General features: G+C 70.6%; 24 protein-coding genes. 8 read left to right on the top strand and 16 right to left on the bottom strand.

What is annotated here, in order from left to right; translation table 11 throughout:
• Positions 1-28: 28 nt before the first annotated feature.
• Together JOF40_RS10500 and JOF40_RS10495 are read right to left on the bottom strand one after the other, a co-directional pair.
• A complete protein-coding gene (locus JOF40_RS10500; protein ID WP_129185293.1) occupies positions 29-658 on the bottom strand; it encodes an SAM-dependent methyltransferase in 630 nt (209 codons plus the stop codon).
• The gene (locus JOF40_RS10495; RefSeq protein ID WP_129185294.1) at positions 655-2,340 is read right to left on the bottom strand and encodes an ABC-F family ATP-binding cassette domain-containing protein; all 1,686 of its coding nucleotides are present in this window, start codon (positions 2,338-2,340) and stop codon (positions 655-657) included. Before JOF40_RS10495 ends, JOF40_RS10500 begins: the two co-directional genes overlap by 4 nt.
• A 96-nt stretch (positions 2,341-2,436) precedes the next feature.
• Here JOF40_RS10495 and JOF40_RS10490 point away from each other — a divergent pair, with 96 nt between their 5' ends.
• Both JOF40_RS10490 and JOF40_RS10485 read left to right on the top strand, forming a co-directional pair.
• Positions 2,437-3,576: an Mrp/NBP35 family ATP-binding protein gene (locus JOF40_RS10490; protein WP_129185295.1), complete on the top strand. Its 1,140-nt coding sequence runs from the start codon at positions 2,437-2,439 to the stop codon at positions 3,574-3,576.
• 18 nt (positions 3,577-3,594) lie between these two features.
• The gene (locus JOF40_RS10485; protein WP_245343569.1) at positions 3,595-3,906 is read left to right on the top strand and encodes a sec-independent translocase; all 312 of its coding nucleotides are present in this window, start codon (positions 3,595-3,597) and stop codon (positions 3,904-3,906) included.
• Between the two features lie 18 nt (positions 3,907-3,924).
• On the opposite strand, the gene JOF40_RS10480 is transcribed toward JOF40_RS10485, so the two are convergent.
• The gene (locus tag JOF40_RS10480) at positions 3,925-4,776 is read right to left on the bottom strand and encodes an anti-sigma factor family protein (RefSeq protein WP_129185297.1); all 852 of its coding nucleotides are present in this window, start codon (positions 4,774-4,776) and stop codon (positions 3,925-3,927) included.
• Positions 4,776-5,357 carry an RNA polymerase sigma factor SigE gene (gene sigE, locus JOF40_RS10475; RefSeq protein WP_129185298.1) on the bottom strand — a complete coding sequence of 194 codons (582 nt, stop codon included), beginning with the start codon at positions 5,355-5,357 and terminating at the stop codon, positions 4,776-4,778. The genes JOF40_RS10480 and sigE overlap by 1 nt, the downstream gene beginning before the upstream one ends.
• Before the next feature lie 232 nt (positions 5,358-5,589).
• On the opposite strand from sigE, the gene JOF40_RS10470 reads away from it, so the two are divergent.
• Positions 5,590-6,123, top strand: coding sequence for an O-methyltransferase (locus JOF40_RS10470; protein WP_307800766.1), 534 nt, complete (start codon positions 5,590-5,592; stop codon positions 6,121-6,123).
• Here the strand turns inward: JOF40_RS10470 and JOF40_RS10465 are convergent.
• Together JOF40_RS10465 and JOF40_RS10460 are read right to left on the bottom strand one after the other, a co-directional pair.
• Positions 6,120-6,449 (bottom strand): hypothetical protein, encoded by a 330-nt coding sequence (locus JOF40_RS10465; protein ID WP_246153004.1) that lies wholly within the window; start codon positions 6,447-6,449, stop codon positions 6,120-6,122. The genes JOF40_RS10470 and JOF40_RS10465 overlap by 4 nt on opposite strands.
• Before the next feature lie 30 nt (positions 6,450-6,479).
• Positions 6,480-6,641, bottom strand: a complete 162-nt coding sequence (locus tag JOF40_RS10460) for a DUF3117 domain-containing protein (protein ID WP_019145023.1) — start codon at positions 6,639-6,641, stop codon at positions 6,480-6,482.
• A 103-nt stretch (positions 6,642-6,744) separates the two neighbouring features.
• On the opposite strand from JOF40_RS10460, the gene JOF40_RS10455 reads away from it, so the two are divergent.
• Positions 6,745-7,539: an enoyl-CoA hydratase-related protein gene (locus tag JOF40_RS10455; RefSeq protein WP_129185302.1), complete on the top strand. Its 795-nt coding sequence runs from the start codon at positions 6,745-6,747 to the stop codon at positions 7,537-7,539.
• Between the two features lie 85 nt (positions 7,540-7,624).
• On the opposite strand, the gene JOF40_RS10450 is transcribed toward JOF40_RS10455, so the two are convergent.
• From JOF40_RS10450 to JOF40_RS10425, 6 genes are all read right to left on the bottom strand, one after another.
• On the bottom strand, positions 7,625-8,218 hold the full coding sequence (locus JOF40_RS10450; RefSeq protein WP_129185303.1) for a hypothetical protein: 594 nt from the start codon (positions 8,216-8,218) through the stop codon (positions 7,625-7,627).
• Positions 8,219-8,263: 45 nt separating this feature from the next.
• Entirely contained in the window at positions 8,264-8,812 is a 549-nt protein-coding gene (locus JOF40_RS10445) for a DNA-3-methyladenine glycosylase I (protein WP_425458211.1), read from the bottom strand.
• A 14-nt stretch (positions 8,813-8,826) separates the two neighbouring features.
• Positions 8,827-9,558, bottom strand: a complete 732-nt coding sequence (locus tag JOF40_RS10440; protein ID WP_129185305.1) for an LOG family protein — start codon at positions 9,556-9,558, stop codon at positions 8,827-8,829.
• Positions 9,555-10,616, bottom strand: coding sequence for a succinyl-diaminopimelate desuccinylase (dapE, locus tag JOF40_RS10435; RefSeq protein ID WP_129185306.1), 1,062 nt, complete (start codon positions 10,614-10,616; stop codon positions 9,555-9,557). The genes JOF40_RS10440 and dapE overlap by 4 nt, the downstream gene beginning before the upstream one ends.
• A 52-nt stretch (positions 10,617-10,668) precedes the next feature.
• Complete coding sequence (locus JOF40_RS10430; RefSeq protein ID WP_129185307.1) at positions 10,669-11,340, bottom strand: VOC family protein; 672 nt, start codon at positions 11,338-11,340, stop codon at positions 10,669-10,671.
• 69 nt (positions 11,341-11,409) lie between these two features.
• On the bottom strand, positions 11,410-12,309 hold the full coding sequence (locus JOF40_RS10425; RefSeq protein WP_246153003.1) for an aminoglycoside phosphotransferase family protein: 900 nt from the start codon (positions 12,307-12,309) through the stop codon (positions 11,410-11,412).
• A 116-nt stretch (positions 12,310-12,425) separates the two neighbouring features.
• On the opposite strand from JOF40_RS10425, the gene JOF40_RS10420 reads away from it, so the two are divergent.
• From JOF40_RS10420 to mqo, 4 genes are all read left to right on the top strand, one after another.
• Positions 12,426-12,905, top strand: coding sequence for an NfeD C-terminal domain-containing protein (locus JOF40_RS10420; RefSeq protein WP_129185308.1), 480 nt, complete (start codon positions 12,426-12,428; stop codon positions 12,903-12,905).
• Positions 12,906-12,933: 28 nt separating this feature from the next.
• Complete coding sequence (locus JOF40_RS10415) at positions 12,934-14,358, top strand: flotillin family protein (protein WP_129185309.1); 1,425 nt, start codon at positions 12,934-12,936, stop codon at positions 14,356-14,358.
• A gap of 43 nt (positions 14,359-14,401) precedes the next feature.
• The gene (locus tag JOF40_RS10410) at positions 14,402-15,013 is read left to right on the top strand and encodes a hypothetical protein (RefSeq protein WP_129185310.1); all 612 of its coding nucleotides are present in this window, start codon (positions 14,402-14,404) and stop codon (positions 15,011-15,013) included.
• A gap of 213 nt (positions 15,014-15,226) precedes the next feature.
• Positions 15,227-16,759, top strand: coding sequence for a malate dehydrogenase (quinone) (gene mqo, locus JOF40_RS10405; protein WP_209674519.1), 1,533 nt, complete (start codon positions 15,227-15,229; stop codon positions 16,757-16,759).
• A gap of 180 nt (positions 16,760-16,939) precedes the next feature.
• Here the strand turns inward: mqo and purE are convergent, their stop codons facing one another.
• The 4 genes from purE to JOF40_RS10385 all read right to left on the bottom strand — a co-directional run bounded on the left by purE (position 16,940) and on the right by JOF40_RS10385 (position 20,227).
• Positions 16,940-17,458, bottom strand: coding sequence for a 5-(carboxyamino)imidazole ribonucleotide mutase (purE, locus tag JOF40_RS10400; RefSeq protein ID WP_129185311.1), 519 nt, complete (start codon positions 17,456-17,458; stop codon positions 16,940-16,942).
• Between the two features lie 139 nt (positions 17,459-17,597).
• Positions 17,598-18,713, bottom strand: coding sequence for a 5-(carboxyamino)imidazole ribonucleotide synthase (locus tag JOF40_RS10395; protein ID WP_129185312.1), 1,116 nt, complete (start codon positions 18,711-18,713; stop codon positions 17,598-17,600).
• Positions 18,714-18,723: 10 nt separating this feature from the next.
• A complete protein-coding gene (locus JOF40_RS10390; RefSeq protein WP_129185313.1) occupies positions 18,724-19,728 on the bottom strand; it encodes an adenylate/guanylate cyclase domain-containing protein in 1,005 nt (334 codons plus the stop codon).
• Positions 19,715-20,227: a PH domain-containing protein gene (locus JOF40_RS10385; protein ID WP_129185314.1), complete on the bottom strand. Its 513-nt coding sequence runs from the start codon at positions 20,225-20,227 to the stop codon at positions 19,715-19,717. Before JOF40_RS10385 ends, JOF40_RS10390 begins: the two co-directional genes overlap by 14 nt.
• Positions 20,228-20,265: the final 38 nt, after the last annotated feature.

Raw genomic sequence — 20,265 nt, 5'->3', positions numbered from 1 at the left:
TCATGTCGGGGCGAGATGAATTTTTCGTTCACTTCGCGGCGGCTTTGACGGCCTGCACGATGCCGTCGTGCACCGTGCTGCTGTGAGAGCTGCCCGCGCGGCCCTGCCGTTGGACCGTCGCGACGTCGATGGTCGTCCAGTCGGCGGGATCGAGCCACCCGGCCGCCTCCTCGGGCGTCCAGCGGACGTCGGGGAAGTCGTGCGAACCGTGTCGCTCGTCGACGGGGTGGTGCCCGACCAGCAGCAACGTGCCGCCCGGAGCGACAGCCGCGCCGAGCTGACGGTAGAGCCGTGACAGCGCCGGCTGGTCGAGGTACATGAACTGGGCCGACACCAGGTCGTACGTGGGCGGCTCGCCGGTCCACGTGCTGAGGTCGACCCGCTGCCACGTGATGCGGTCGGCGACCCCCGCCTCGACGGCATGGGCGGCGGCCTTGTCGAGGGCGACCTGCGAGACGTCGAAGGCCGTGACCTGCCAGCCCTGACGCGCCAGCCAGATGGCGTCGGCTCCTTCACCGGCACCGACCTCGAGGGCACGGCCGGGACGCATCCCGGTGACCCGGTCGACGAGCTGCGGGTTGACCTGCCCGCTCCACACCCGTTCGTCCGCACCGTAACGCTCGTCCCAGAAACCCTCGCTGAACACGTCCTGGCTCATGAACGCTCCCTCTCCACTCGTCCTTCGTCCCACACCGGCTCGTCCGTCTCGTACAGCCTGCCGTCCGACCCGAACACCACGAACCGGTCGAACCCGCGGGCGAACCAGCGGTCGTGGGTCACGGCCACGACCGTGCCCTCGAACGTCGACAGTGCCGCCTCGAGCGCCTCGGCCGACTCCAGGTCGAGGTTGTCGGTGGGCTCGTCGAGCAGCAGCACGGTGGCGTGCGCGAGCTCGAGCAGAAGAATCTGGAAGCGCGCCTGCTGGCCGCCCGACAGCTGCTCGAAGACCTGGTCGCCGGCCTTGGCCAAGCCGTACCGGTCGAGCGCCTTGGCCGATCCCTCGTGGCCCATGCCCCTGCGGTGGCCGTCGCCGTGGTGCAGCACCTCGAGCAGCGTGCGTCCCATCAGCGAGGGATGCTCGTGCGTCTGGGCGAACCAGCCGGGACGCACCCGCGAGCCCAGCCGGGCCATGCCGGTGTGCTCGACCGGCGGCGGGACGACGTCGCCGACCGGCTCGTGCTCGATGTCGGGCCGCGAGCCGCCGGCGGCCAGCAGTCGCAGGAAGTGCGATTTGCCCGATCCGTTGCTGCCGAGCACCGCGACCCGCTCGCCGAACCAGATCTCGAGGTCGAAGGGCTTCATCAGCCCGGTCAGCTCAACCTGCTCGGCGACGACGGCACGCTTGGCCGTCCGTCCGCCCTCGAGCCGCATCCGCAGGCTCTGCGCGATCGGGACGGCCTCGGGCGGCCCCTGCCGCTCGAACCGTTCGAGCCGCGTCTCGGCGGCCTGAAGACGCGAGGCCATGTCGGAGTTGAAGGCCGACTTCTGCCGGTACATGATGACCAGTGCCTTGAGCTTGGCCCGCTCCTCGTCCCACCGGAGCCGCCGTTCCTCCAGCCTGGCGTTGCGGTCGATGCGCGCCTGGAGGTATGTCGAGAAGCGCCCCGGATGCACCCAGAGCGTGCTGCCGTCGGGACCCGGCTCGAGCGTCGCGATGCGCTCGGCGACGCGCTCGATCAGCTCGCGGTCGTGGCTGACGAACAGCACGGTCTTGGGCGACTCGACCAGCTGCTGCTCCAGCCACCGCTTGGCGGGCACGTCGAGGTAGTTGTCGGGCTCGTCGAGCAGCAGCACCTGCTCGGGGCCGCGCAGCAGCGCCTCGAGCACGAGCCGCTTCTGCTCACCGCCCGACAGGCTCGACACCCGGCGGTGCTGGGCCTGCTGGAACGGGACACCGAGCGCCGCCATGCTGCAGACGTCCCAGAGGGTCTCGTGCTCGTAGCCGCCGGCGTCGCCCCAGTCGGCGATCGCCTGGGCGTAGGCCATCTGGTCGTCCTGCTCGTCACGCTCGATCATCAGCAGCTCGGTGCGGTCGACCTCGAGCGCGGCATCGCGCACCGCGGCGGGCGCCACCGAGACCAGCAGGTCACGCACCGACGTCTCGTCGCGCACCGACCCGACGAACTGGCGCATGACGCCCAGCCCGCCGGTGACCGTGACGGCACCCGCATGCGGGGCGAGGTCGCCGGTCGCGATGCGGGTCAGGGTGGTCTTGCCCGTGCCATTCGGTCCGATGAGCGCGACCTTCGCGCCCTCGCCGACGCGCAGGCTGACGTCGTCGAGCAGGGGACGTCCGTCGGAGAGGGTGTAGCTGACGGAGTTCAGGTCGAGGTGGCCCACTCGTCCATCCTCTCAGCCACCGACTCCCCTGCCGCCCTGTGCGGGGTTAGGTCACACTCAGGCCCGTCGTGACGGGCCCCCACGTACGATGGGCGCATGGCAGCAGTGACCGAAGAGCAGATCCGCACGGCCCTCGAAGGCGTCAACGACCCCGAGATCAAGCGGCCCATCACCGAGCTCGGCATGGTCGACACCATCACGATCGAGGACCACCAGATCACGGTGCGCATCCTCCTGACGGTCTCCGGCTGCCCGCTCAAGGACACGCTGACCCGCGACGTCACCGCCGCGGTCGGCACCGTCGCCCCGGCGGCCGCCGTCCTCGTCGACATGGGCGTCATGTCCGACGAGCAGCGCAAGGACATGCAGACGATGCTGCGCGGCGGACGCGCCGACCGCGAGGTGCCCTTCGCCCAGCCGGGCTCGCTCACCAAGGTCTTCGCGATCGCGTCGGGCAAGGGCGGAGTCGGCAAGTCGACCGTCACGGTCAACCTCGCGCTCGCGATGGTCAAGCGCGGCCTCAAGGTCGGCATCGTCGACGCCGACATCTACGGCCACTCGATCCCCGACATGCTGGGCGTCGGCGACATCCGCCCGACCCAGGTCGAGGACATGATCATGCCGGTCCCGATCAAGGGCCTCAAGGTCATCAGCATCGGCATGCTCAAGCCGCGCAAGGACCAGGTCGTCGCGTGGCGCGGCCCCATGCTCGACCGTGCCCTCGTGCAGATGCTCAGCGACGTCTACTGGGGCGATCTCGACGCCCTGCTGCTCGACCTGCCCCCGGGCACGGGCGACATGGCCATCAGCCTCGGCCAGCACCTGCCCAACGCCGAGATCGTCGTCGTCACGACACCTCAGCCCGCTGCCGCCGACGTCGCCGAGCGCGCCGGCACGATGGCCTCGATGATGCACCAGCGCGTCGCGGGCGTCATCGAGAACATGTCGTACCTGCAGGTCCCCGGTGGTGAGCGCATGGAGATCTTCGGCTCCGGCGGTGCCGCCAAGGTCGCGGAGACCCTCAGCGGCCGCTTCGGCTACGACGTCCCGATGCTGGGCCAGATCCCCCTCGACCAGAAGCTGCGCGAGGGCGGCGACGCCGGCGACCCGATCGTCGAGTCCGATCCCGACTCCGAGTCGGCCAAGATCCTGCAGGGCGTCGCCGACCAGCTCAGCGGACGCTCGCGCGGTCTCGTGGGCATGCAGCTCGGACTGGCACCCGCCGGACGCCTGTAGGGTCACACCGTGTTCGGCATGGGTTGGCCCGAGATCGGCCTGATACTCGTGGTCGCCCTGCTGCTGTTCGGACCTGAGAAGCTGCCCGAGCTGGCCAAGCAGGCCGGTGGCTTCGTGCGGACGGTGCGCCGCATGGCCGACAACGCCAAGAACGATCTCGGCCGCGAGATGGGCGAGGACTTCTCGGGCATCAACCTGCGCGACCTCGACCCCCGCGAGATCGTGCGCCGCAACTTCCTGGACGAGGACGACACGACGCCCGCCGCCACGAAGGAGACCCGCATCCTGCGGCCCGGCGAGAAGCCGCCCTTCGACTCCGAGGCGACCTGACTCCTCGGCGGATGCCGCTCAGGCGGCTCCGACCCATGACGACATGCGGGTGAGGCCGTCGCCGACGCGCTCGCCGAGTCCCTGCTCGTCGGAGTCGGTCGGCAGCTCTGCGACGGCCCGCTCGACGCGCTGGTGGTCGACGTCTGTGACGATCGTGAACACCGTGCCGTCGTCGTCCCACGTGACGACCATGGGAGAGCCCGGACGCACCCACACCCGCGAGCCGGCCATCGTCTCGGAGCGGAACCCGTCGAGCGTCGACGGAGCGAGGACCCCGGTCTGCTCGTACAGGTTGAGCCGGGACGAGCCGTCGGTGTAGACCAGCGAGATGACCTCGTCGGCACCCGTGTAGGCGCCCGAGACCCGGTGCAGGTCGCCCGCCAGGGTGTCGTGACAGGCCCAGCCGTACTCGGACAGGTCGTCCATCGCGGCAGCGGTGATCACGGTGTCGCCCGACGCGGTGTCGAACGAGGCCACCGGGGCGTCGAAGTCGGCCGTGTACTGGTTGAACGGGGGCTGCACCTCATCACCCGGTCGACCGGAGCCGCCCACGGCGTAGGCCGTCGCGACGACCGCGAGTGACGCGGTCACCACGACCACGCCGGCCCGCAGCGGCAGCGAACGGCCCAGGCGAACCCACCAGCTCTCGCGGGCCGGAGGATCGGCGGCCAGCCCCGCCAGCGACGCGAGCAGGGCCGCGGGGGGCTCGGGCGTGGCGACCGTCGACATGCGCGACTTCAGCAGGCGCTGCTGCCGGACCGCCTTCTCGCACGCGTCGCACGTCTCCAGGTGGGCGACCGCCTCGCGCGCAGCGGACCCGGACAGCTGTCCGTCCACGTACGCAGCGACGTCGGCACCCAGGTGAGGCATCAGGCGCCGACCGGACCCACGAACCTGGTGCGTCCCTCGGTGGGCGCGCGGTGGGCCAGCGTCTCGCGCAGCTGCGTGCGACCGCGGTGGATGCGCGAGCGCACCGTGCCGAGCTTGATGCCCAGCACGTCGGAGATCTCCTCGTACGACAGGCCCTCGATGTCGCACAGCACGACCGCGACACGGAACTCGTCGGACAGCGAGGCGAGCGCGGCCTCGATGTCGGGATCGAAGTTGGCGTCGTGGACGGCCGACTCCGGCAGCACCTCGTGGCTCAGCAGACGCTCCTCGGCGCCCTCCCCGAAGCCGTCCATGCGCAGGCGCGACTTGCGGCGCACCCGGTCGAGGAACAGGTTGGTCGTGATGCGGTGCAGCCAGCCCGGGAAGTTGCCCGGCTCGTAGGTGTCGAGCGAGCGGAACACCCGGATGAACACGTCCTGCGTGAGGTCCTCGGCATCGGGTCGGTTGCCCGTCAGCCGGTAGGCCAGGCGGTAGACCCGGGCGGAGTGCTCGGCGACGACAGCCTCCCAGTCGGCCGGAGCCGGATCGAGCGTCGTCGTGGCCACGTCATCTGCCTTCATGGGTCGATCGTTGTGTCTTCACCTGAGAGAACGCACAGAACCGGCTGACTGTTCCCCGATGTTTCGTCGCGGCCTCCCGGGTCTGGCGGCCTGCCGCCGATAGGCTGGGACCACACCACCGACCGAGGAGAACGTCATCACCACCGCAGCAAGCCTGGCATTTGCCGAGGACCACCAGGTCGAGGACGACCACCTCGCCGCTGCGCGACGTCGCGCCGACGAGGTCGGCGTCGTGCCCGTCTCCCCCGGTGCCGGATCGGCACTCTCGTTCCTGGCATCGGCGATCGGTGCCAAGGCGGTCGCCGAGATCGGCACCGGCACGGGTGTCTCAGGACTCTGGCTGCTGCGCGGCATGCAACCCGGTGGCGTGCTGACGTCGGTCGACCTCGAGGCCGAGCACCAGCGCCTGGCCCGCGAGACGTTCACGGCCGCCGAGCAGGCCCCGCAGCGCTTCCGGCTCATCGCGGGAGCCGGCCTCGACGTCATGCCCCGGCTGACCGACGACGGCTACGACCTCGTCTTCCTCGACGGCGACAAGGTCGAGTACGGCGAGTACCTCGAGCAGGCCCTGCGTCTCGTCCGCCCCGGCGGGCTCATCGTGTTCGACAACGCCCTGTGGCACGACCGCGTCGCAGACCCGTCGCAGCGCGACCCCGAGACCGCCGCGATCCGCGACGTCATCCGGCGCGTCGCGACCGACGACCGCCTGCGTAGCGTGCTGGTGCCGCTCGGCGACGGACTGCTGGTCGCCCAGCTGCAGTCCTAGTCGTCCTTGCGCTCGTGCTCGAAATGGCTCGACGAGCGGAAGCCCGCAGGCCCACGCACGACCGCGACGATCTCGCAGGCCTCGATCAGGATCGGCTTGGAGCCGATGATCTTCGACCCCGCTGACTCCTTCGCGGTCTTCTCGAAGGAGTGCTGGAACGCCGCACGCGCCTCGTCGGACACGAACACATAGCTGCCCTCGAACCACTGCCCCTTGACGGCGCGCCACGTCTTGAACCGCAGGCCGTCGAGTCCGGCGAACTTCGCGTGCGACTCGTCCTCGACGTACGCCCGCAGGGCCTTGAGCGTGCCCTTGGGCGCGTCCACCAGAGACCAGCGGACCGTCAGCCCGTACACCTAGACCGCTTTGAGCGCGTCGCCGAGCGTGGCAGCTTCCTCGTTGTTCAGCTCGACGACGAGACGTCCTCCGCCCTCGAGCGGGACGCGCATGACGATGCAGCGACCCTCCTTGGTGACCTCCATCGGTCCGTCTCCGGTCCGTGGCTTCATGGCGGCCATCAGTTCCCCTCTCGTCATGGCGCTCAGACCGACGGTGCAAGCGTGTCTACCATTATCGCCTATGCCTCGATCGGATTCGACCTCAGTCCCGCAGGAGACCCCCATGAGCACCGCTCCCCTCACGTACGACGTCGCCGATGGGGTCGCCACGATCACCCTCCAGAGGCCTGACGGCATGAACAGCCTGACGCTCGCGACGAAGGTCGCCCTGCGCGACTCGCTGCACGAGGCGGCCGCCGACGGTGCCGTGCGCGCCGTCGTCCTGACGGGAACGGGCCGGGCGTTCTGCGTGGGTCAGGACCTCAGGGAGCACGTCTCGGGCCTCACCGGCGAGCAGGACCTCGGCGGGTCGACGACTGTCGTCGAGCACTACAACCCCATCGCCACGGCCATCGCGACGATGCCCAAACCCGTCGTCGCCGCGGTCAACGGCATCGCCGCCGGAGCCGGTGCCTCGATCGCCTTCGCATCCGACTTCCGCGTGCTGAAGCGCTCGGCCGGCTTCAACACGGCGTTCGCCGGCATCGCCTTCTCGTGCGACACGGGCGCCTCGTGGACGCTCCCCCGCCTGGTCGGACAGGGACGCGCCATGGACCTGCTCCTGCGCCCGCGCACGGTGTCGGCCGACGAGGCGCTCGCGATGGGTCTCGCGACGTCGGTGGTCGACGATGACGAGTTCGACGCCGCGGTCGCGACACTGGCCTCCGAGCTGGCACAGGGCCCGACCCTGGCCTACGGCGCGATCAAGCGGGCCGTGGCGTTCTCGGCGACCCACGACCTGCCGTCGTCGCTGGAGCACGAGGGCCAGAAGATGGCGATCACCGGCGCGTCGTCCGACCACCAGGTCGCCGTCGAGGCCTTCCTGGCCAAGCAGGAGCCGGTCTTCACGGGCCGCTGACCCCAGACACACCGGTGGGCCTGACGTTCTCACCGACACGCCGTCGGCGTGTCCGCAGGAACGTCAGGCCCAGCGCAATGGGAGGTCAGGCGAGCTTGCGGTCGTGCTGGCGGCGCGCCTCCTCGGACGCGGCTTCCTCCCACGCGAGCAGCTCGGCCCGCACCTGCAGCTCGGCGCTCTCGCTGGCCGCGAGGGCGTCGCTCGCGCGGCGCAGGTCGACGCGCGCCGACTCGAGATCGGACTGGGCGGCGCTGGCATCGGACTCGAGGGCCGCGCTGCGGGCACGCTCGGCCGAGACCCGCTCGCGCGCCTGCGCCAGCTCGATCTCCGCCGTCACGATGGCGTCGCGCAGGGTCGCGATCTGGGCGTCGCGCAGGCTCACGCGCTGGCCCATCTGCTCGGCGAAGGCGATGTGCTCGCGCGAGCGGGCGACGGCGGCGGTGCGGTTGCCGTCGGCCAGCTCGGCGCGGTCACGGGCCCAGTCGCGGCGCAGCTGGGCGACCTCGTCGGAGAGCAGTCGGGCCGCGACGACGCCCGCCACGACGGCGTAGAGCGTGGCGGCGATCAGCACGGGCACGGTGGCGACGACGATGCCCACGACGGCCACGACGACGGCGGTGAGCAGCAGCGCAACGGCACCCATGGCACGGCGGGAGCGGGGAATTCTCCGGTTCGACATGATCGGATCGTAGGACGGGACGTAGCCGATCCTGCGGAGCCACGCCTAGAGGCCGCGGACGTCCTCACGGGCGACGCAGTCGGCGAGGTGGTCGTTGACCATGCCGGTGGCCTGCATCAGGGCGTACGCCGTGGTCGGACCGACGAAGCGGAAGCCCTTCTTCTTGAGCGCCTTGGCCATCGCGATCGACTCGGGCGTCGTGGCTGGGACGTCGGCGAACGTCTGCGGCGCCGGCCGCGGACCGGGCGAGAACGACCACAGCAGGTCACTGAACGACTCCTCGAGGCCGATCAGCGTGCGGGCGTTGTTGATCGTGGCCTCGATCTTGAGCCGGTTGCGGACGATGCCGGCGTCGTCGAGCAGCTCGGCCACCTCGGCGTCGCCGAACCGCGCCACGACCTCGGGGTCGAAGCCCGCGAAGGCCTCGCGGAAGCGGTCGCGCTTGCGCAGGATGATGAGCCACGAGAGTCCCGACTGGAAGGCCTCGAGCGACATCCGCTCGAACAGCTCGCGGTCGCCGCGCAGCACGCGGCCCCACTCGAGGTCGTGGTAGTCGGTCATCGCCGGGTCGTCGCCCCACGGGCAACGGACCACGGCTGGCACGGCGGTCAGGTGTCGTCCCGGGCCACGAAGTAGGAGACCGCCTCGTCGACGTCGTCGGTGACGTGCAGCATGTCGATGTCGGCCGCGCCGACCTTGCCGTCAGCAAGCATCGTCTCGCGCAGCCAGTCGACCAGGCCGCCCCAGTAGGCGCTGCCGAACAGGACGATCGGGAACGACGTGACCTTGCCGGTCTGGGCGAGCGTCAGCGCCTCGAACAGCTCGTCCATCGTGCCGAAGCCGCCGGGCAGCACGATGAAGCCCTGTGCGTACTTGACGAACATCGTCTTGCGGACGAAGAAGTAGCGGAAGTTGACACCGAGGTCGACCCACTCGTTCATGCCCTGCTCGTGGGGCAGCTCGATGCCGAGCCCGACCGACACGCCGCCGCACTCGTGCGCGCCCTTGTTGGCGGCCTCCATCGCGCCGGGTCCGCCTCCGGTGATGACGGCGTAGCCCGCCTCGCACAGGCGCGCGGCGATCTGCTCACCCGCGGCGTACATGGGGTCGTCGGGCTGGGTGCGGGCCGAGCCGAACACGCTCACGGCCGGCCCCAGCTCGGCGAGCGCCCCGAAGCCCTCGACGAACTCGGCCTGGATGCGCAGCACCCGCCACGGGTCGGTGTGCACCCAGCCCGCGTCGCCTCGTGAGTCGAGCAGCCGCTGGTCGGTGGTGGTGTCGGGCAGCTGGCCGCCCTTGAGACGCACCGGACCCTTCTGGTGGGTGGGACGACCGGTCATGTGGTGAGCCATTTCTGGAGGGTGGAGAGCACGCGGTGCAGGTGCTCGACGGGAACCTGCTCGTCGGCCTTGTGGGCGTAGACGGGGTCGCCGGGGCCGTAGTTGACCGCCGGGATGCCGAGCTGGGTGAACTGGGCGACGTCCGTCCAGCCGAACTTGGGTCGCGGCTCGGCGCCGACGGCGGCCACGAACTCCGCGGCGGCCGGTCGGGACAGGCCCGGCAACGCGCCGGGGGCCGAGTCGGTGATCGTCAGGCCGAAGCCCTCGAACACCTCCTGCAGGTGCTGGTGCGCCTCTGCCTCGGAGCGGTCGGGGGCGAACCGGTAGTTGACCGTGACGACGGCCTCGTCGGGCACGACGTTGCCGGCGACGCCGCCGCGGATGCCGACGGCGTTGAGCCCCTCGCGGTAGGTCAGGCCGTCGATCTCGACCTGGCGAGGCGCGTAGGAGTCGAGCCTGGCGAGCACGGGTGCCAGGGCGTGGATCGCGTTGCTCCCCGCCCAGGAGCGCGCGGCGTGGGCGCGCTCGCCGGTCGTGCGGACGTCGACGCGCATGGTGCCCTGGCAGCCGGCCTCGACACCGGCGTCAGACGGCTCCATCAGGATCGCGAAGTCGCCGTCGAGCAGCTCGGGACGCTCCCGTGCCAGGCGGCCCAGGCCGTTGAACTCGGCGGCGATCTCCTCGGCCTCGTAGAAGACGTAGGTGACGTCGCGGACGGGATCGGCCACGGTCGCGGCGAGCAGCAGCGCGACCGCGACACCGCCCTTCATGTCGCAGGAGCCGAGCCCGTGGAGCACCCCGTCCTCGAGCCGCGACGGGAAGTTGGCGTTGGCCGGCACGGTGTCAAGATGCCCGGCGATCACGACCCGTTCACCGCGACCGAGTGACGTGCGCGCGACGATCGTGTGACCGTCGCGCACCAGCTCGAGGTGGTGGAGACGCCCCAGTGCCTCCTCGACGGCGTCGGCGATCTCCTGCTCGGACAGGCTCTCGGAGGCGATGTCGACGAGGGCCGCGGTGAGCGTCACGACGTCAGAGGTCAGGTCGATGGTGGCCACGGGCTCACTCTGTCATGCGGGTGCCACGTGCTGCGGATGCCACCCGCTGGCATCACCGTGGCTCGAAGACGCAGAACTCGTTGCCCTCGGGATCGGACATGACGGTCCACGCGTGTCCGTCGCCGGGCAGGGCGAGCACCGTCGCGCCGCGGGAGATCAGGTCGTCGACGGTCGCGCCCGGCAGGAGGGTCACGTCCCAGTGCAGGCGATTCTTGACGGTCTTGGGCTCGAGCACCGGCACGAAGTCGAACGACTCGACCGGCGCGCCCGGGATGTCGTCGACGTGGCTGTAGCCCTCGGGGTGCCCGATCGACCCGCCGAGCACATCGGCCCACCACGACGCGATCGACCGCGGGTCGACCGAGTCGACCACGACGTCCTTGAGCCCGGGGTCCCGTTCGGAGCCCGTGAAGACGCAGAACAGGTTGCCCTCGGGGTCGGTGTACGTCTCCCAGGCGAACTCTCCCGGCTCGGTCAGCTGGTCGAGCCCGGCGAACTCGTCGAGCGACTCGGCCACGAGGTCGAGGTGGACGCGGTTCTTGACCTCGCGCGCCTCCGGCACGAGGTTGATCCACACCGACCGCGCCTCGACGTCGCCACGCAGGACGGCCTCGCCGCCCTCCAACGGTTCGACGGGCAGGCGCAGTGCCCGGGACCAGAAGCCCGACATCGAGGAGACGTCGTTGGCGTCGAGGCAGAGGTTCTTGAAGGTCACGAGAGCCATGACCGCCACGCTAACCGGGCTCACCGACAGGCGCATCCGTCCGGCGCATCCGTCGAGCTTGGTGCCGGCTCAGTCCTGCACGGCCTTGGCGATCGCGACCGCCGCTGTGATCCGGTCGTGGTCGTGCTCGTCGACGGCCCACGCCGCGTGAACCGCCTCGCGGAGCACGACCCAGTCGCGCGCTCGCTGCTCGTCGAGCTCGGCCGTGTCGACGACGGTGTGGAACCTGCGGCGGACGGCCGTGCGCACGTCACCGGTCGCGACGACCTCGTCCCAGCGGTTGGACAGCAGCGGAGCGACCTCTGCGTGCGGATCTCCCGAGACCGGCGACGGGCCGATCACGAGCCACGGCTCCCGGTCGGCCGCCAGGACGTTGGCGTAGTGCAGCTCGGTGTGCACGAGCCGGCCGACGGTCTGCGGGTCGTCGACGAAAGAGCGCCCCAGGTGGACGGCCTGCTCGACCAGGCGGCGAGGCACGGGGGCGTGACGCGGCAGACGGCCCAGCTCGTCGACCCAGGCCTGAACGTGACGGGACAACGGCACCAGCTGCGGCGGGGCCGGCACGTGGAGCGTCGCGTACGTGCCGGCGACGACCTCGCACGCGCTCAGCACCGGCAGGGTCGTGAGGTCGCGCGGGTGCAGTCGCTCCAGCAGCATCGCGTCGCGGCGCGGATCGGCTCGCAGGAGGCGCACGGCGCCGCGTCCGTGCCAGGTCTGGAGCGCCAGGATCTCGTGCCGGTCCTCGTCATGCGGCCAGGTGACCTTGAGCATCGCGGGGACGCCGTCGGCGACTACCGGCACGACGAGCGCCGTCCGCCCGTGCAGGGGAATCCCGTCGACCGTGAGCGCCCACTCGTCGAGCAGCCCGCCGACGATGCGGGGAAGACGCTCGACCCACGCGACCCAGTCGTCGCCGCGACCATTCGGCGCGAGGAGGCCCGCGGGCAGGTCGAACGGCAGGAGGGCCACGCCTCCAGCGTGCCATCCGCCCCGTCGGCTGCGAGCTGACGCCCTGTCGCACTACATTGATCTTCCACACCGCACTGATGTCCCCATCGCCGCCGGCCCACCGCAAGGACTCCCCCATGCTGTTTCTCGTTCTGGCCGCCATCGGACTGGTCATGCTGCTGGTGTCGGTCGTCTTCGACGGTCTGCTCGACGTGTTCGACCTCGACACGCCGTTCCTGTCGGGCACGGCCGTCGCGGCCTTCCTGTCGGCGTTCGGCCTGACGGGCCTGCTGCTCCCCGACGAGTGGGGCACGCCCGGCGTCCTGGCCGCGGCCGCGGTGGCCGGGCTGGTCGTCGGCGGCGGTGCCGGTCTCGGCATGCGCGCGATGCAGAACACCCAGACCGACGCCAACGTGACCGCGTGGAACGTAGTCGGGACGACCGGCACCGTCGTCAGCCCCATCCGCGTCGGTGCCTACGGCGAGGTCGCCGTGACGGTCGCCGGCCACCGCATGAAGTACAACGCGCTCGCCGACACCGACCTGCCGCTCGGCTCGTCGGTCGCCGTCGTGCAGTCGCTGTCACCCTCGGCCGTCAAGGTCGCCCCGCTCGTCTGAACCGACCACCACCCAGAAGGGTTCTTCGATGACCACCATCATCGCCATCTCCGGATTCGCCGTCCTGGCCGTCCTGCTCATCGGCACGATCGTCACCCGCTACAAGGTGGCCGGCCCCAACGAGGCGTTCATCATCACCGGCCGCCGCGACAAGCGGGCCGTCGACATGACCGGCCAGAAGGTCGTGGTCGGCGGTGGCACGTTCGTCATCCCCTTCGTGCAGTCGATGGCGCGCATCCCGCTGTCGTCGCTGCAGATCACGCTCCAGGTGCACAAGGCACCCTCGAGCCAGGGCATCAGCCTCAACGTCCAGGCCGTCGCGGTCGTCAAGATCGGCGGCGACGAGGAGCACATCCGGTCCGCCGCACAGCGCTTCCTGGGCCAGACCGAGTCCATCCACGTGTTCACGACCGAGGTCCTGGAGGGCGAGCTGCGGGCCATCGTCGGCACCCTGACCGTCGAGCAGATCATCCAGGACCGCGGGGCGTTCGCGTCCAAGGTCGCCGAGGCCGCCGAGGCGTCGCTGTCGGTGCAGGGGCTGACGCTCGACTCGTTCTCGATCAAGGACGTGTCGGACGCCGAGGGCACCTACCTGCGCGACCTCGGCCGTCCCGAGGCCGCCAAGATCAAGCAGCTCGCCGACATCGCCGAGGCCGAGTCGCACAAGATCAGCGAGCAGAGCCGCCTGGCCGCCGACGAGCAGGTCGCGATCGCCGAGCGCACCCTCGCCCTCAAGCGGGCCGAGATCAAGGTCGAGACCGACACCGCCCTCGCGCAGGCCACCGCCGCCGGACCGCTCGCCAAGGCGGCCCGCGACCAGGAGGTGCTGGCCGAGGAGGCCAAGGTCGCCGAGCGTCGCGCAGCCGTCACCGAGAAGCAGCTCGAGGTCGATGTCCGCAAGCCTGCCGACGCCCAGCGCTACCGCATCGAGCAGGAGGCCGAGGCCCAGCGCAACGCCACGGTGTCGCAGGCCGAGGGTGCCCGTAGCGCGAAGGTCGCCAACGCCGAGGCCGAGAAGGCCGCCCGCATCGCCGCCGCCGAGGCGTCCGCGATCGAGGGCGAGCGACTCGGATCGGCCGAGAAGTCCCGCCGCGGGCTCATCGCCGACGCCGTCAGGCTCGAGGGCGAGGCCGAGGCTGCCGCCAAGCAGGCCGTCGGCGAGGCCGAGGCCAAGGCGATGCAGGCTCGCTCCGACGCGTACAAGGAGTACGGCGAGGCGGCCATCCTGGAGATGCTGGTCAAGATCCTGCCCGAGGTCGCCCGCGAGCTGGCGGCGCCCATGGGCAACATCGACCAGCTGACGGTCGTCTCGACCGACGGCGCGTCGGCGTTGCCCAAGGCGCTGGCCACCAACATGGCGCAGGTCGTCGAGCTCGTGAGGAGCACGACCGGCTTCGACCTCGCGGCCATGATGGCCGAGTCCGCGTCGTCGAGGTCCGAACCGGCACCGTGACGAGCGGCCAGCCCGATTGGAGAGGTCGGACAGACTGGCCGACATGACGAGCTCGTTCGAGGGTCACATCGCCGGCCTCGGCACGACGTCCGGCACCCGGATCGTGGTCGGCGTGTGGGACGTCAGCCCGTTCGGCGCGTTCGCCGACACGATGATCGAGCAGCCGTCGGGTCACCGCACGCTCATCGCGCCCCGGCAGGACGTCGCCGACTTCGTGGCGTCGACGTACTCCTTCGACGAGGTGCGCATCGAGCCCGTGTCGGTGACCCGGGGCGACGAGTGGTCGGTGCACACCCGCTCGCTGCAGGTGCGCTTCACCCCCGGCAGATCGTTGTGGGTCTCCCCCGTGCTGGGTCTCGTGCCGGCCGCACTGCGCCGCACCCCGGCATGGGCCCGCTTCTGCAATCCCTTCGCGCGGCGGATCATGCCCGGCGTGCAGACCTACGGCACGGCAGGCGGCGGCCGCACGGAGTGGTACGCCGCCCGGCACGTCCGCCGGCTGACGTGCGCGCGGGCCACGTGGGAGGGCACCGAGCTGGGCGACCTGGCACCCGTCACCCCCGCCGTCCGCTTCGGCTTCGCCTCGTCACCCGCTCAGCCCACGCTCACGGCTCTCACGTCCTACGTCCTCGACGGCGTAGCCTCCTCGGCATGACGTCGGAGATCACGACCGAGCAGCAGCTGCGCGACCTGCTCGGACGGTCCTGAACCCGCGCCACCGCGGGCCGCGAGACGCTTGTCACACGCTCATCGGACAAGATCACACCCGTTGGATGCGGCATCGCCCCGGTTCGCGCGCGAGGCTTGTGCATGGCTTCACAAGAGCCCCTCGCACCAGACCTACGACCTGAATCACGGTGATCGTCGCGTGACCGAACGCTCCCCCCTCGTCCCCACTGACCGCCGCACCCCGGCGGTCGTCCACACCGACGTGCTCCTCGTCGGGGCGGGCATCATGAGCGCCACGCTCGGTGCACTCGTCAAGAGCCTCGAGCCCGACTGGAGCATCAGCCTGTTCGAGCGGCTCAGCGGACCCGCGCGCGAGAGCTCCGACCCGTGGAACAACGCCGGCACCGGGCACTCGGCGCTCTGCGAGCTCAACTACACGCCGCAGCGTACCGACGGCTCGGTCGACGTCTCCAAGGCGATCACGGTCAACCAGCAGTTCCAGCTCTCCCGGCAGTTCTGGGCCCACGGGGTCACGCAGGGCTTCCTCGGCGATCCAGCGTCGTTCATCAACGCCGTCCCCCACGTGAGCTTCGTGCGCGGCGACGCCGATGCGGCGTACCTCAAGGCACGTCACGAGGCGCTCGTCGACAACCCACTGTTCGCGGGCATCGAGTACCTCGACGACCGCGACGAGATCGCCCGCCGCCTGCCGCTGATGTCGGCCGGTCGCTCGGACGACGAGACGCTCGCGCTCAACTGGAGCGACGGCGGCACCGACGTCGACTTCGGCTCGCTGACCCGCCAGCTGCTCGGCCACCTCGCCGACGGCGGTGCCGAGCTGAACTACGAGCACGAGGTGCGCAACCTCAAGCAGAACGCCGACTCGACCTGGACCGTCACGGTCAAGGACACCCGCACCGGTCAGAAGACCCGCGTCAACGCGCGCTTCGTCTTCGTCGGTGCCGGCGGCGGCGCCCTGCACCTGCTGCAGAAGTCGGGCATCCCCGAGATCCGCGGCTTCGGCGGCTTCCCGGTCAGCGGACAGTTCCTCCGCACGACCAACGCCGACCTCGCTGCCGGCCACCACGCCAAGGTCTACGGCAAGCCGCCCGTCGGGGCCCCGCCGATGTCGGTCCCCCACCTCGACACCCGCGTCGTCGACGGACAGGCGAGCCTGATGTTCGGCCCCTACGCCGGCTTCTCGCCGCGGTTCCTGAAAGAGGGCCACCTCACCGACCTGGTGCGATCGGTCAAGCCCAACAACCTGTTCTCGATGCTGGGCGTCGGCCTCAACTCGATGCCGCTGACGGTCTACCTGGTCAAGGAGCTGCTGAAGTCGCGCGACCAGCGGGTCGAGGGCCTGCTCGAGTTCGCCCCCAGCATCGACGGCGACGACTTCGAGCTCATCACCGCCGGCCAGCGCGTGCAGACGATCCGCCGCAACGGCATCTCGGGCACCCTCGAGTTCGGGACGTGCGCGGTCAGACACCGCGACGGCACGATCGCCGGGCTGCTGGGAGCATCGCCCGGCGCGTCGACCGCCGTCGCCGCGATGGTCGACGTGCTCGAGACGTGCTTCCCCGACCGGCTGGCTGCCTGGCGACCGCGCCTCGTCGACATGATGCCGTCGTACGGCACCGACCTGATGCAGGACACCTCGCTGCTGGCCGATCTGCGTCGCTGGTCCGACAAGACGCTGCGCCTCGTCCCCGACGACCACACCGACGCCTGACGTCGTCCCGCCCCCGTCCGCGGTTTCCCAGGTGCACCCCGGAAGTTGTCGGGGTGCACCTGGTTTTCTGTCGCCTGACCCCGGTTGCGACCGAGGTGAGGTGACAGTTTCCGGCGTCACCCCGAATCCTGCTCCGGGACGGTGCAGAAACCCAGGTGAACCTGGGAATCTGCGTGCGGGTCAGCGGAAGCCGGCACCGCCCGTGGCAGGGTTGCGGACCTTCTCGCCCTTCGCCCGGGCGACGTCGGCGAGGTCGGCCTGGAACGCCACGATCTTGTCGGTGAGCTCGGCATCGCCGGTCGCGAGGATGCGCACCGCGAGCAGGCCGGCGTTGCGCGCGTTGCCGATCGACACCGTCGCGACGGGCACCCCAGCCGGCATCTGGACGATCGACAGCAGCGAGTCCATCCCGTCGAGGTACTTCAGCGGCACCGGGACGCCGATGACGGGCAGCGGCGTCACGGCGGCCAGCATGCCCGGCAGGTGGGCTGCACCCCCGGCGCCGGCGATGATGACCTCGATGCCGCGGCCGTGCGCCTCACGACCGTAGGCCAGCATCTCGTCGGGCATGCGGTGGGCCGAGACGACATCGGCCTCGTACGCGATGCCGAACTCCGCGAGGGCCGTCGCGGCGGCCTCCATCGTCGGCCAGTCGGAGTCGGACCCCATCACGATGCCGACACGCGGCTGATCAGTCATGCCCAAACCCTACCGAGCGACCAGGGCCCCAACCCAACCACGGGCCGAGCGAGCGCAGCGAGAGAAGGCAGGCGCCCAGGCGAAGCCTGGCGACGGCGAGGAACGAGTCGTCGGAGCTGCGAGGAACGAGCAGCGCGCCTCAGCCGGTGGTGAACAGCTCGGCCGCGTGGCGGGCCCGTGCGAGGACGTCGTCGAGGTCGTCGCCGAAGGCCGTGACGTGCCCGACCTTGCGACCGGCCTTGACCGACTTGCCGTAGAGGTGCACCTTGACGTCGGGCTCGGCAGCCAGCACGACCGTCCGCTGCGCCTCGAGGTCGGTGACCCTGCCGCCCAACACGTTGACCATGACGGTCCAGGGCGCGCGGGCGTGGGTGCAGCCGAGCGGCAGGTCGAGGACCGAGCGCAGGTGGTTCTCGAACTGGCTGGTCTCGGCCCCGTCGATCGACCAGTGACCCGTGTTGTGCGGACGCATCGCCAGCTCGTTGACGAGTAGGCGTCCGTCGGCTGTCTCGAACAGCTCGACGGCCAGGATGCCCGTGACGTCGAGCTCGGTCGCGATCCGCTCAGCGAGGGAGCGCGCCTCGGCCGCCAGAGACGGATCGAGGTCGGGGGCCGGGGCGACGACCTCGGCGCACACGCCGTCGACCTGCCGCGACTCGACGACTGCGTACGAGCGCACCTCGCCCGACGGGTTGCGGGCGACGAGCGCCGACAGCTCACGGCGGAAGTCGACGAGCTCCTCGGCCAGCAGCGGCCGGTCGGCGGCGAACGCCTCGTCGGCGTCCGAGGCCGAGCGCACGACCCAGACGCCCTTGCCGTCGTAGCCGCCGCGGGTCGTCTTGAGCACGGCCGGGTAGCCGAACTCCTCGAGGTCGGCGGGCGTGGCGATCGGCGCGTGGCGGGGGCACGGCACGCCGAGCTCGGTGAGGCGCGACCGCATGGCCGCCTTGTCCTGCGCGTAGAGCAGGGCGTGCGGCCCCGGGCGGCAGGCGTGCCCCTCGGCGTCGAGCGTCCGGAGGTGCTCGGGCGGCACGTGCTCGTGGTCGAACGTCACGACGGGCGCGTCGGCGACGACCGCGCGCAGGTCGGCCAGCACGGTGTGGTCGCCGACGACGTGGTCGGGGATCACCTGCGCCGCCGACACGTCGGGACCCTCGGCCAGGAGCCGGATGCGCAGGCCCAGGGCGATGGCTGGTGGCTGCATCATGCGGGCGAGCTGTCCACCGCCGATGACGGCGAGATCTGGGGTCGTCACGGCACGCAGCCTATCGGGACCGGAAACCGCGCCGTTCGCTCACCGTGATCGGCGACAGGTTGCCGAAGCCACGCAACGGTCGAGGCGGCAGGGTGCGGGTGTCGAACTCGTCGCCGAGCGCCTCGGCCGTCGCGGCGTCGACCAGCACCCGGTTGCTGCGGGCCACGTGCGACAGCCGCGCCGCGAGGTTGACCGGCGGGCCGTAGACGTCGCCGAGGCGGTTGATGACCGATCCGGTGGCCAGGCCGACGCAGACGTTGGGCAGCTCGGTGCGCGACGCGATCTGCCGGACCAGGTCGAGCGCCGTCCGCGTGCCCTGCCGAGGATCTTCCGTCACGAACAGCACGGCGTCTCCGAGGGTCTTGATGACCCGGCCACCGTGGGCCGTGATGATGTCGGCGCAGCGGGTCTCGAAGTTCTCAACCAGGTCGCCCAGGCTGTTGTCGTCGAGCCCGTTGGACAGCGACGTGAACCGCGACAGGTCGGCGAATCCGACCGTCATGGTCGTCGACAGCAGCTCGGCGTCGGCGGCACCCAGCGCCTCGACCCTGGCGACCGCGGCCGCCAGGTGACGCCGCCAGGCATAGATCATGAGGTACTCGAAGCCCGGTGCCGCCGAACGGGCCAGCTCGGCCGCGGCGTGCAGGCGCGTGACCGACTTGCCGTCCTCGACGTCGTGCTCGATCTGGTCGATCAACGCCGAGACCTGCCAGTCGGCGAGCCGGGCCATCGTGGCCCCCAGCCCGCGCGTCATGCGCAGCACCGTCGCCTCGTCGAGCATCTCGCCGTCGAGCGCCGTGGCGACGGCGACCAGCGCCTTGACGTCGGGCTCCCCGTACGCCAGACCGTCCCCCGTCTCGGGGAACCCCAGGGCACGCCACAGGCGCAGCCCGCGCGAGTGGTCCATGCCGCCCTTCTCGGTGACCTCGGAGCTCGTCAGCGTGAGCTCGTGCCCGAGGATCAGGCTCGCCAGGGTGTCGCGCAGGTCGGCGCGGTCGGCGTCAGACCGACTCATCGTTCTTCTGCGACTCGTGTCGCTCGAACACCAGGTTGGTCACGGTGCGGTGGAACGCCTCGACGCGCGGGATGTCGTCGAGCTCGAGCCCGGCCTGCTCGCTGGCGTCGTGGATGATCAGCGTGCCGCAGCCGAGGATGCGGTCGTTGAGGTTCTTCTCGTACGCGACGTCGTTGATGCGGCTGAGCGGGATGACCCGGCCCGTGCGGGTCAGGATGCCCTTCTGCTCGACGATGCGCTTGTTGGTCAGCGTGTAGGTCCAGAGGTACCAGCTCAGGAACGGGATGAGCGATCCCCACACGACCAGCACGACCGCGATGCCGACGATGACCCAGCCGACCTTGTCGTCGCTCTTGTCGCCGATCTGGGCGATCAGGAACCCGGCGGCCACGCAGACCACCAGCAGGACCAGGAAGGGCAGGAACAGCCTCTTGACGTGGGTGCGGGTCGTCTCGACGGTCTGCTCGCCGTCGATCATCAGCTTGCGGGGCAGGCTCACGTCATCTTCTCCGTTGAAAGTGGGCACCGCTCGGCACC

It is taken from the genome of Aeromicrobium fastidiosum (assembly GCF_017876595.1).
GTDB classification, from domain to species: Bacteria; Actinomycetota; Actinomycetes; order Propionibacteriales; family Nocardioidaceae; genus Aeromicrobium; species Aeromicrobium fastidiosum.
The sequence above is the reverse complement of the archived record's forward strand: the minus strand, read 5'-3'. Positions and strand labels throughout refer to the sequence as shown.

Bases quoted from the DNA above. Each gene is read 5' to 3' on its own strand.
- JOF40_RS10460 (WP_019145023.1), bottom strand. From the start codon at position 6,641: ATGGCCGCCATGAAGCCACGGACCGGAGACGGACCGATGGAGGTCACC.
- JOF40_RS10410 (WP_129185310.1), top strand. From the start codon at position 14,402: ATGACGAGCTCGTTCGAGGGTCACATCGCCGGCCTCGGCACGACGTCC.
- JOF40_RS10480 (WP_129185297.1), bottom strand. From the start codon at position 4,776: ATGCCTCACCTGGGTGCCGACGTCGCTGCGTACGTGGACGGACAGCTG.
- JOF40_RS10500 (WP_129185293.1), bottom strand. From the start codon at position 658: ATGAGCCAGGACGTGTTCAGCGAGGGTTTCTGGGACGAGCGTTACGGT.
- JOF40_RS10485 (WP_245343569.1), top strand. From the start codon at position 3,595: ATGGGTTGGCCCGAGATCGGCCTGATACTCGTGGTCGCCCTGCTGCTG.
- JOF40_RS10450 (WP_129185303.1), bottom strand. From the start codon at position 8,218: ATGTCGAACCGGAGAATTCCCCGCTCCCGCCGTGCCATGGGTGCCGTT.
- JOF40_RS10490 (WP_129185295.1), top strand. From the start codon at position 2,437: ATGGCAGCAGTGACCGAAGAGCAGATCCGCACGGCCCTCGAAGGCGTC.
- JOF40_RS10430 (WP_129185307.1), bottom strand. From the start codon at position 11,340: ATGGCTCTCGTGACCTTCAAGAACCTCTGCCTCGACGCCAACGACGTC.
- sigE (WP_129185298.1), bottom strand. From the start codon at position 5,357: ATGAAGGCAGATGACGTGGCCACGACGACGCTCGATCCGGCTCCGGCC.
- purE (WP_129185311.1), bottom strand. From the start codon at position 17,458: ATGACTGATCAGCCGCGTGTCGGCATCGTGATGGGGTCCGACTCCGAC.
- JOF40_RS10415 (WP_129185309.1), top strand. From the start codon at position 12,934: ATGACCACCATCATCGCCATCTCCGGATTCGCCGTCCTGGCCGTCCTG.
- JOF40_RS10390 (WP_129185313.1), bottom strand. From the start codon at position 19,728: ATGAGTCGGTCTGACGCCGACCGCGCCGACCTGCGCGACACCCTGGCG.
- JOF40_RS10440 (WP_129185305.1), bottom strand. From the start codon at position 9,558: ATGACCGGTCGTCCCACCCACCAGAAGGGTCCGGTGCGTCTCAAGGGC.
- JOF40_RS10455 (WP_129185302.1), top strand. From the start codon at position 6,745: ATGAGCACCGCTCCCCTCACGTACGACGTCGCCGATGGGGTCGCCACG.
- JOF40_RS10420 (WP_129185308.1), top strand. From the start codon at position 12,426: ATGCTGTTTCTCGTTCTGGCCGCCATCGGACTGGTCATGCTGCTGGTG.